The organism is Candidatus Accumulibacter phosphatis, assembly GCF_012939955.1.
Classification (GTDB): domain Bacteria; phylum Pseudomonadota; class Gammaproteobacteria; order Burkholderiales; family Rhodocyclaceae; genus Accumulibacter; species Accumulibacter delftensis.
The window spans coordinates 1-8,012 of record NZ_SPMY01000083.1 but is presented as its reverse complement, the minus strand read 5'-3'; the positions used below and the strand labels follow the sequence as shown (position 1 = coordinate 8,012).

At 63.0% G+C, this 8,012-nt stretch carries 10 protein-coding genes and 1 pseudogene; 8 read left to right on the top strand and 3 right to left on the bottom strand.

Going from position 1 to position 8,012, the window contains the following annotated elements; translation table 11 throughout:
- Positions 1-626: 626 nt before the first annotated feature.
- Both E4Q23_RS21030 and E4Q23_RS21025 read right to left on the bottom strand, forming a co-directional pair.
- Positions 627-845 (bottom strand): osmotically-inducible lipoprotein OsmB, encoded by a 219-nt coding sequence (locus tag E4Q23_RS21030; RefSeq protein WP_169068439.1) that lies wholly within the window; start codon positions 843-845, stop codon positions 627-629.
- Between the two features lie 195 nt (positions 846-1,040).
- On the bottom strand, positions 1,041-1,274 hold the full coding sequence (locus E4Q23_RS21025) for a hypothetical protein (RefSeq protein WP_169068438.1): 234 nt from the start codon (positions 1,272-1,274) through the stop codon (positions 1,041-1,043).
- A gap of 243 nt (positions 1,275-1,517) precedes the next feature.
- Here E4Q23_RS21025 and E4Q23_RS21020 point away from each other — a divergent pair, with 243 nt between their 5' ends.
- The 5 genes from E4Q23_RS21020 (at position 1,518) to E4Q23_RS21000 (ending at position 4,698) form a co-directional block, all read left to right on the top strand.
- Positions 1,518-2,255, top strand: a complete 738-nt coding sequence (locus E4Q23_RS21020) for a Crp/Fnr family transcriptional regulator (RefSeq protein ID WP_169068437.1) — start codon at positions 1,518-1,520, stop codon at positions 2,253-2,255.
- A gap of 250 nt (positions 2,256-2,505) precedes the next feature.
- Complete coding sequence (locus E4Q23_RS21015) at positions 2,506-3,213, top strand: Crp/Fnr family transcriptional regulator (RefSeq protein WP_423753370.1); 708 nt, start codon at positions 2,506-2,508, stop codon at positions 3,211-3,213.
- 372 nt (positions 3,214-3,585) lie between these two features.
- A complete protein-coding gene (locus E4Q23_RS21010; RefSeq protein ID WP_169068435.1) occupies positions 3,586-3,801 on the top strand; it encodes a glycine zipper 2TM domain-containing protein in 216 nt (71 codons plus the stop codon).
- A gap of 164 nt (positions 3,802-3,965) precedes the next feature.
- The gene (locus E4Q23_RS21005) at positions 3,966-4,136 is read left to right on the top strand and encodes a hypothetical protein (protein ID WP_169068434.1); all 171 of its coding nucleotides are present in this window, start codon (positions 3,966-3,968) and stop codon (positions 4,134-4,136) included.
- Positions 4,137-4,227: 91 nt separating this feature from the next.
- Positions 4,228-4,698 carry a hypothetical protein gene (locus E4Q23_RS21000; protein WP_169068433.1) on the top strand — a complete coding sequence of 157 codons (471 nt, stop codon included), beginning with the start codon at positions 4,228-4,230 and terminating at the stop codon, positions 4,696-4,698.
- Between the two features lie 329 nt (positions 4,699-5,027).
- On the opposite strand, the gene E4Q23_RS20995 is transcribed toward E4Q23_RS21000, so the two are convergent.
- Positions 5,028-6,257 carry a YbfB/YjiJ family MFS transporter gene (locus E4Q23_RS20995; RefSeq protein WP_169068432.1) on the bottom strand — a complete coding sequence of 410 codons (1,230 nt, stop codon included), beginning with the start codon at positions 6,255-6,257 and terminating at the stop codon, positions 5,028-5,030.
- A 100-nt stretch (positions 6,258-6,357) separates the two neighbouring features.
- On the opposite strand from E4Q23_RS20995, the gene E4Q23_RS20990 reads away from it, so the two are divergent.
- From E4Q23_RS20990 to E4Q23_RS25390, 3 genes and pseudogenes are all read left to right on the top strand, one after another.
- Positions 6,358-7,206 (top strand): LysR family transcriptional regulator, encoded by an 849-nt coding sequence (locus E4Q23_RS20990; RefSeq protein ID WP_169068431.1) that lies wholly within the window; start codon positions 6,358-6,360, stop codon positions 7,204-7,206.
- A 379-nt stretch (positions 7,207-7,585) separates the two neighbouring features.
- Positions 7,586-7,693, top strand: coding sequence for a hypothetical protein (locus E4Q23_RS25395; protein ID WP_169068440.1), 108 nt, complete (start codon positions 7,586-7,588; stop codon positions 7,691-7,693).
- A pseudogene (locus E4Q23_RS25390) lies at positions 7,650-8,012 on the top strand (ISAs1 family transposase); the annotation flags it as partial. The gene E4Q23_RS25395 and the pseudogene E4Q23_RS25390, both read left to right, overlap by 44 nt.

Here is an 8,012-nt window from a genome sequence, read left to right as displayed (position 1 = left end):
TTAAATGGTCAGTGGGCTGAGAACGTTGCTGGTGATACGCATCAACCGCGCCCTGTGGGCCACGAAAAGTAGCCGCGCTAGCCGAGCGGAAAAAGGGGCTGCGTGGCGCATGGAACGCATTTTTGTGTACGCCAACGTACAGACCGTTCAGCCTGATACGAGTAGCTTGGGAACCGGTGACTTTGCGTCGCCCTATTTGCACGAATCGCGCGATTCGCGCGATTCGTGCAAATTGGTCATTGGACCCATTCCGGAGGAAGCTACATGAACAGCATCATTTATCTCGTCGGCCTAGTCGTCATCGTCCTCGTCATCTTGTCGTTTTTTGGGCTTCGCTAAGGAATCACGGCGTTCGCCACAGCTTCCACAATCCGCGCCCGCAGTCGGCACGCGGACGCCAAAATTCAGCACCAGGCGTCGTCAGCAGGCGCTGGGCGACCCCAGGCCTTGATCCCAAGCGGCCGCGTGGCCAAGAGCATGGCTGCGAATCATTCCCGCAGCATCGGCCGCATCCCGGCCTTGTTCGATGTCCGCCAGCAGGATCACAAGCTGGCTGGCTGGCTGATCAGGGTAACAAGCGGGCGAGAGGCACCTGCGGGGGGAGGCCAGGTGAATCGCGCCGGGCATCACTTCTTGCCGACGTCGTGGCCGATCACGCCGCCGACCGGGGCGCCGCCGACGGTTCCGACGCTGCTGCCATCCGGAAGATTTTCGACTCCGATGGCGTCGGCGCCGGCGTCGATGCTGGTATCTTTGTCCAGCGCCACCATGTCCGCACAAGCAGCAAGGCCGAACAGAACAGCCGCAGCGAGTGCGCTGAACCTAACTCTCCGAATCGTTTTCATGGGCTTGCCTCGTGGTGATGGAGGGGGTTTCTGGCGGGTCCTGCCGTCCGCTACCGCTACCGCTACGAACTGCGGAACAAAGCGTTCGTTCGGCCACGCGGACGCTGCTTGCAAGCGTCGCGCATCGCCACGGCGCAATTGCCGCACATTTGCCACACATTTTGCCACGCATGTGCCGGCCCGGATCACTTCAGGCTACGCAGAACCGCTGTCTCGGTCTGTCTGCCAGCGCACATAGCTTGAACGGCTGCGGCTCTTCAGCACCAGGGTTTGCCGTCCACGGGCCTCACCCGATGCGAAGTCGGTGGCGTAGCCGAGCAGGTCGTGCACGCCGTTTTTGCACATTCCAGCCTGGACGGCGGCGATGATCGTCGCCATGCGCCGATGAAACTCCAGAGCGACTTCGACAGTGAATTGATGCTTGTCCATGCGGGTTCCGGTGATGGGTTGACAATGCGCAACAGGCGCGAAGCAGGCGGCGGTGGCACGCGTAAGGCCGATCCACCGCTTCTCGCCATGAGCGTGCAAAGAGCCTGCGCCGAACGCCCGGCTGCGTCCGTGCGCTGCTGCACATAGCCAATACGGGGCGTGTATACTCAACACCCCTCGAACCTTCAATGCCAGTGCGTCTGCGAGCTCGTCCAAGCGCTGCCGATGACTGCGTGAACCGCCATGCCCCTGCGCCCCCTAACTTCTGCCACCCATGACCCGCGCCAGAACCACCTGCTCGCCGCCCTGCCGGCGGACGAATACGCGCGCCTCCTTCCCAGTCTGGAACTGGTCCCGATGCCACTCGCCGAGTCGCTCTACGAGTCCGGCATCCAGATGCGCCATGTCTATTTTCCCACCACCTCGATCGTCTCCCTGCTCTATGTCATGGAGGACGGCTCCTCGGCTGAAATCGCCGTCGTCGGCAACGAGGGGATCGTCGGCGTGTCCCTGTTCATGGGCGGCGAAAGCACGTCGAGCCGGGCCGTGGTGCAAAGCGCCGGTCACGCCTACCGCTTGAAAGGCCAGTTGCTGAAGGATGAGTTCTATCGCGCCGGCCCGATGCAGCGCCTGTTGCTGCGCTATACGCAGGCGCTTCTGACCCAGATGGCGCAGACGGCAGTATGCAACCGCCATCATTCGCTAGACCAGCAGCTGTGCCGCTGGCTGCTGCTCTCCCACGACCGCCTGCCCTCGAACGAGCTGATCATGACGCAGGAACTGATCGCCAACATGCTCGGCGTGCGCCGCGAAGGCGTTACCGAGGCCGCCGGCAATTTGCAGCGGGCCGGGATGATCGTTTATCAGCGCGGGCACATCACCATACTCGACCGGGCGGCTCTGGAGGCGCGCTGTTGCGAGTGCTACGCAGTGGTCAGGAAGGAATTCGAGCGTCTGCTCCCGGAGGTGATCGCCCGCTAGGGCAAAGCGCAGGATCGAGTGTCTTCGCCGCCGCTCCTGTAGCATCGCACGCAGCACGTATGGCATCGCACGCGGCACGAGGCAGCCCTGCTGTGTGCGCTACCGCCCGGACAGTCGTCAGCTTTCACTCCACACTTCGTGCCATGACGTTTTCGTCCGGGCGCGACCGTCCGCTGCTGCTTCCCATCCGACACCGAGATAGCAGGCTCCCTCCGGTTGCCGGTTTCTTCCCTGCATCGTGAGGAGCGACGTGCCAACAGCCATGGCCCCTGCCGCCGTTAATCGACTCATCGAGGCGCTGCCGTACAAAGACCGGCGACGTCTTCTGGCGGCCTGCGAGCCGGTCGAACTGACCTTTGCCGACGTTCTCGCCGAACCCGGCGAGCGCATTCACCACGTCTTCTTTCCCACGACGAGCTACATTTCCCTGGTCACGCCGATCGACGGTTGCGCCAGCCTGGAGGTGGGTCTGGTCGGCGACGAAGGCATGCTCGGGATCTCCCTCATCCTCGGGGTGGATATTTCGCCGCTCAGTGCGCTGGTCCAGGGCGCCGGCCTTGCGCTGCGGATGGAGGCAGCGCCGTTTCGCCGCGAACTCGGTTTCAGTCCACCACTGCAGTGGATGCTCAAGCGCTACCTGCATGTGGTGATGGGCCAACTCGCGCAATCGGCCGCCTGTGCCCGCTTTCATGTCGTGGAAGCGCGTCTCGCCCGTTGCCTGCTGATGACGCATGACCGGGCGCAGTCGGATGCATTTCATGGCACCCACGAATTCCTGGCCTCGATGCTGGGAGTGCGTCGCGTCGGTGTGACCAAGGCCGCCACCTCACTGCACAACCGCAAACTGATCAGCTACAGCCGCGGACATATCACGATTCTCGACCGCAGCGGCCTGGAAGCCGCTTCCTGCGGGTGCTACGAAGCCGACAACGCCACTTACGCGCGAGGAATGGCTTAGACAGCATCTTGATGCAGGCTTCATGCGGGCTTCATGCAGGCTTCATGCGGTCGTGCACGGAAGTACCGCGGCGACGCCAGAGTGGCGAACACAGCTTCGTCCGACCAGGGCCTGTTGTGGGCGGCAGGTTCGCAATCGCCTTGGCCAGGCAAACGGCAGCACGCCGCTCGATCGCCGACTATGTGCCCCAGCAGACAGACGCCGAAGGCGCTTCACCGTACGCTCAACCATCCGCGTCAGCATGCCTGCAATCGATGTCCGCAGGATGGCTGTCTGGAGCGGCCGAAATCGCGCTCGGGGAAGCCATTAGTGAGTAATGCTCGAGCGGGTGCGAAGGACCAGTAAGACAACATTCAAGAAAGAGGTAATTCCATGGAAAAGACGCAGAGAGTCACGCTCGGTGCAGTGGCCACAGCAGTACTGCTTGCCCTCGGTGGTTGTTCCGGCATGTCGACGCAGGGCAAGAACACCGCCATTGGTGCTGGTGTCGGTGCCGTCGGAGGGGCCGTTCTGACGGGCGGCAGTGTGCTCGGAACCGTCGGTGGCGCAGCCGTTGGCGGTGTTGTCGGCCACGAAGTCAGCAAATGACGATCGACCTGCAGCGCCCACCGCCCTGCGACCCGGCGCAAATCGGCCGCTCATCATCCTTGCTCCGCCACGGCCTCGAGCAGTTGCTCACACCCGTCACGGGCAGATGGTCCACCAGGAGAGCGCAGCAATGAAACTCGAAAAAAAAATCCCTCGCCACAGCCTTGCTCATCAGTCTCAGTGCCTTGCTGCTGGGCTTGTCCGCCTGCCAGAAAGAGGAGGGCCCGGCAGAGAAAGCTGGCAAGGAAATGGACAAGGCGGTCGACAAGATCGGCCAGCAGATCGAAAAAGCGGGTGAGAGCGTCCAGGACGCGGCCAAGAGCGACAAGAAATAGACTCGGCAACGGGGGCGCCGCGGTGAACCGCGACGCCCCCGTTGCCGTCAAGCGCATCTGGCAGAAACACGGACAGCAAGAGGCTCCAAAAATGAAACGTCTTCTATTTGCCGCAGCGCTCGCCGCAGCGCTCGCCCCGGCGCTTGCGGCCGCTGTGGCCCTGTCGGTAAGCATCGGTCAACCCGGCTTCTATGGTCACCTCGACATCGGTGGCTATCCGCAACCGCAGCTGATCTACCGGCAGCCGATCATCATCGAGCAGGCGGCGCCTTCACGGCGCCCGATCTATCTGAACGTGCCCCCTGGCCACGCCAAGAACTGGCGCAAACACTGTCGCGCCTACAAGGCCTGCGGCGAGCGGGTCTATTTTGTGCAGAACAGCTGGTACCAGCGCGAGTATGTTCCGCAGTACCAGGAGCGGAATAGTCATCGTCGTGAGGAATATCGCGGCGACTACGGCCGCCGCGACGGCGGCGAGGACCGGGACGAGGATCGCGGCAAGCAGAAGAACAAGGGCCACGACAAGCACGACAAGCACGACAACCAGGGCCGGGGGGCCTGAGCTATCCGAGCGACGACATTGAGGTCGACAGCGTTAATGTGAAAGTCGCGCCAGCGACTCACGAAACTCCCTTCTCCCTTGCGGGAGAAGGGCCGGGGGTAAGGCGGGGAATTCAGGGAGCATGCTCCCTGCCCGGCGAACGATTCCGGCATGCAAGCCGGAATGCGCACTGCAAGTGGAGGGAAACGGTCATGACTTTCATGATTTGGGGTGTCTCCACGTGTCATGACCGTTAGCCAGAAGCCGGAAAGCGGACCGTGCTTGGCGATCCGATTTCTGAAGTGAGCCCTGCTCCCCTCCTCCGCGCACCTGCCTTCGCGACCGCTGGCTCAGTTCTGCGGACAGGCCCCCGCAACAGCAGTACTCCGCGACCGGTCGCGCCGCTCGACAAACTTGAGCATCAGCAGCAGAAGCGTACCCACGGCCATCACCCCGGCCGCCAGGTACAGGCCCGCGGCGTAGCTGCCGAGGCTGCCGGCGAGCCAGCCGGTGACTGCCGGGGCGATGATCTGGGCCGCACCGTAGGAAAGCGTCATCTTGCCCATCATCTTCGCCGGACGCGTCGGATAGTAACGCCCGGCCATGGTCAATACCAGGCTCACCATGCCGATGAAGGTGCCGCCAAAGAGCAAGGCACCGGCCAGCGCAGCCACCAGGCCGTCGGCCATCACCGGCAGCAGGATGCCGACAATCTGCAGCAGGGCCGCCAGAATCAGCGCGTTCAGCTCACCGGTACGGCGGGCGATCAGGTCCCAGACGATGCACGCCGGCGCCGCAGCCGCACCAAGCGCCAGGAAAACCAGCGTGCCGCGTCCGGCCAGACCGGGCAGGTGGTCGATGATGGCGACAATGAAAGTCGCGCTGACCACGTAGCCGAAACCGGCACAGAAATAGGCGGCCATCAGCAGGCGCATGAAAGCCGCACTCGGCGGCTTGTCGAGCATCTGCTGCCCGCCTTTGGTGACCGTGCTGCGATCGGGTGGCGGCAGCCAGCGCAGCGCCGGGATCAGCAGCAGGCTGCCGATCAGAGTGAAAGCGAACCACTGTTCTCGCCAGTCCAGCCAATCACTCATCAGCGCCACCGCGGCCGCACAACCGGCGATGCCCAGGCCGATTCCAGAAAAGTGAATACCGAGTTCGCTGCGATGATTGTGGCGAATCAGCCAGTTGAGAATCAGTCCGGTACCGAGCAGCATGCCCGCGGCGCTGCTCAACCCGGCGATGAACCGTGACAGTGCCCAGATCGTCACGTCAGTGGTCAGGCCCATGACCGCGGTGCTGAGCACGGCGACCACCAGGCCGATCCGGTAGAGGCGATCCTTGAGCACCAGGTCGCTGATCAGCGACGCCACCACGGCGCCGCTCAGGTAACCGGCGTAGTTGATTGCCGCCAGCCAGGCCGCGGCCTCGACGCCAAGCCCGGCCTGTGCCTGCATCAGCGGCAGTAGCGGCGTGTAGGCAAAGCGCGCGACGCCGAGCACCAGCATCAGGCTGCAGATGCCGGCGCCAAGCACGTGTAGACGTTCCATACGTTCCAGGCGTTTTTGCTGCTCGTTCATGTGCAGATCCTTGCGAGTTGATGGCGCCACGATAACTGCTCTAAACTATCTGCACAATTGAATAGTCAAGAACGTTTCATTCTCTAAAGGAGATATATTGATGGAGCTGAGCGCCCTTCGTACTTTCGCCGCCGTCGTCGATGAAGGCGGCATTCTGGCCGCCTCGCGCAAGCTGAACACCGTCCAGTCCAACGTCACCAGCCGCATCCGCCGGCTCGAGGAAGAACTGGGCGCTACGCTCTTCTTCCGCAGCGGCCGCGGGGTGGCGCTGGCGCCCGCCGGACGAGTACTGCTTGACTACGCGCGGCGCATGCTGCACCTCGAACGCGAGAGCGGCGCCGCCGTTCGCCTGGTCGGCGATGGCGTTGGCGAGTTGCGCATCGGCAGCATGGAGACCTTTGCCGCCTTGCATCTGCCACAGGCTCTGAAAGCCGTCCGCGTCGGACATCCGCGCCTGGAACTGCGCATCGAAACCGATACCAGTGCGACGCTGGTCAACAAGGTGCTGACCCACAAGCTCGATTGCGCCATCGTCGCCGGTCCGATCGAGCACCCGGATCTGCGCTTTGATGAACTGCTCGTCGAGGAACTGGTGCTCGTACATGCCGCCGACGCCGATCCGCGCTTGCAGCCGCTGATCCTCTTCCGCGAAGGTTGCGCCTACCGCACCCGCGCCCTCGCCTGGCAACGCAGCAGCGGCCACGCCGTCGCCGAGGCCATGGAATTCGGCACCCTCGACGGGATTCTCGGTTGCGTTTCCGTCGGTCTGGGATGGACCCTGATGCCGCGGCGGGTCGTCGAACAATCGACGCATGCCGCCGACCTGGTCGTGCAGACACTTCCTGAGGAGATCAGCCAGGTGCCCACCGGCCTGATCTATCTTGCCGAGGCGCCGCCGATGGCGGCGCTGCAGACGCTTGCCCAGGCTGTTGCCGGCGCCACCAAATAGAGACCCCGGTGCCAGCCAGCGCCGCAGATACGTTCTTTAAAACAAACGCATGAAAGCTCCGCTTGCAAAAGTCTCGAACAATGGCCACAGCACCGGTCTGTCCCCGAACACTCGCCGGATATAGGGCATCTCGTGATACACAACTCACTCAGCATAAGCTGGCCGCCGGATGGGCGTCCCTAGCTCTTTCTCGCCTCCGCGCACACGCACGCCAGCGGTCGATCGAAGGAAGCGATGGCCCGGGCCATCGCCGAGCAAGACGGAATTGCCGAAGGCCTGCTCTGCATCTTCTCGGTCCTCGAACCGTGCCGCTCGTTCGCCGTCGCCGGCAATCGCCAGACACAAGGTCTGGAATTGAGCGTACCAGAAGGAGGATCGGCTGCCTCAGTTCCTGCCGCCCAAGAACGGCGTCGCGTCCGAGAAGACGTTTCAGAGGATCTTCCGGGCGCTGGACCCGCAGCAATTCGAGGTGGCAAGGGACCGTTGACCTGGCCGATTGGCCCAAGTGCAAGACCCTCGGTCTGGTCGACTCCCTGCGCAAGGTCGGTTATCAAGAGTCGAACTTCGAGCGGCGCTATTACATCAGCTCTCGCGAGTTGACCGCCGAACAACTTGCCCTCGCCGTGCGAGGCCATTGGGCCATAGAGAATCGACTTCACTGGGTGCTCGACGTCAGCTTCGGCGAGGATGCCAGCACCATCCGCAAGGACAACGCTCCCCACGAACCTGTCGCTCCTGAAGAAGATCGTTCTCAATCTGATTCGGCTGGATAGCACCGACCAGAAGAAAACCAGCTTGCGCCTGAA

Excerpts from the sequence above, each read along its gene's own strand:
- E4Q23_RS21030 (WP_169068439.1), bottom strand. The coding sequence starts at position 845 with ATGAAAACGATTCGGAGAGTTAGGTTCAGCGCACTCGCTGCGGCTGTT.
- E4Q23_RS21025 (WP_169068438.1), bottom strand. The coding sequence starts at position 1,274 with ATGGACAAGCATCAATTCACTGTCGAAGTCGCTCTGGAGTTTCATCGG.
- E4Q23_RS21020 (WP_169068437.1), top strand. The coding sequence starts at position 1,518 with ATGCCCCTGCGCCCCCTAACTTCTGCCACCCATGACCCGCGCCAGAAC.
- E4Q23_RS21010 (WP_169068435.1), top strand. The coding sequence starts at position 3,586 with ATGGAAAAGACGCAGAGAGTCACGCTCGGTGCAGTGGCCACAGCAGTA.
- E4Q23_RS21000 (WP_169068433.1), top strand. The coding sequence starts at position 4,228 with ATGAAACGTCTTCTATTTGCCGCAGCGCTCGCCGCAGCGCTCGCCCCG.
- E4Q23_RS20995 (WP_169068432.1), bottom strand. The coding sequence starts at position 6,257 with ATGAACGAGCAGCAAAAACGCCTGGAACGTATGGAACGTCTACACGTG.
- E4Q23_RS20990 (WP_169068431.1), top strand. The coding sequence starts at position 6,358 with ATGGAGCTGAGCGCCCTTCGTACTTTCGCCGCCGTCGTCGATGAAGGC.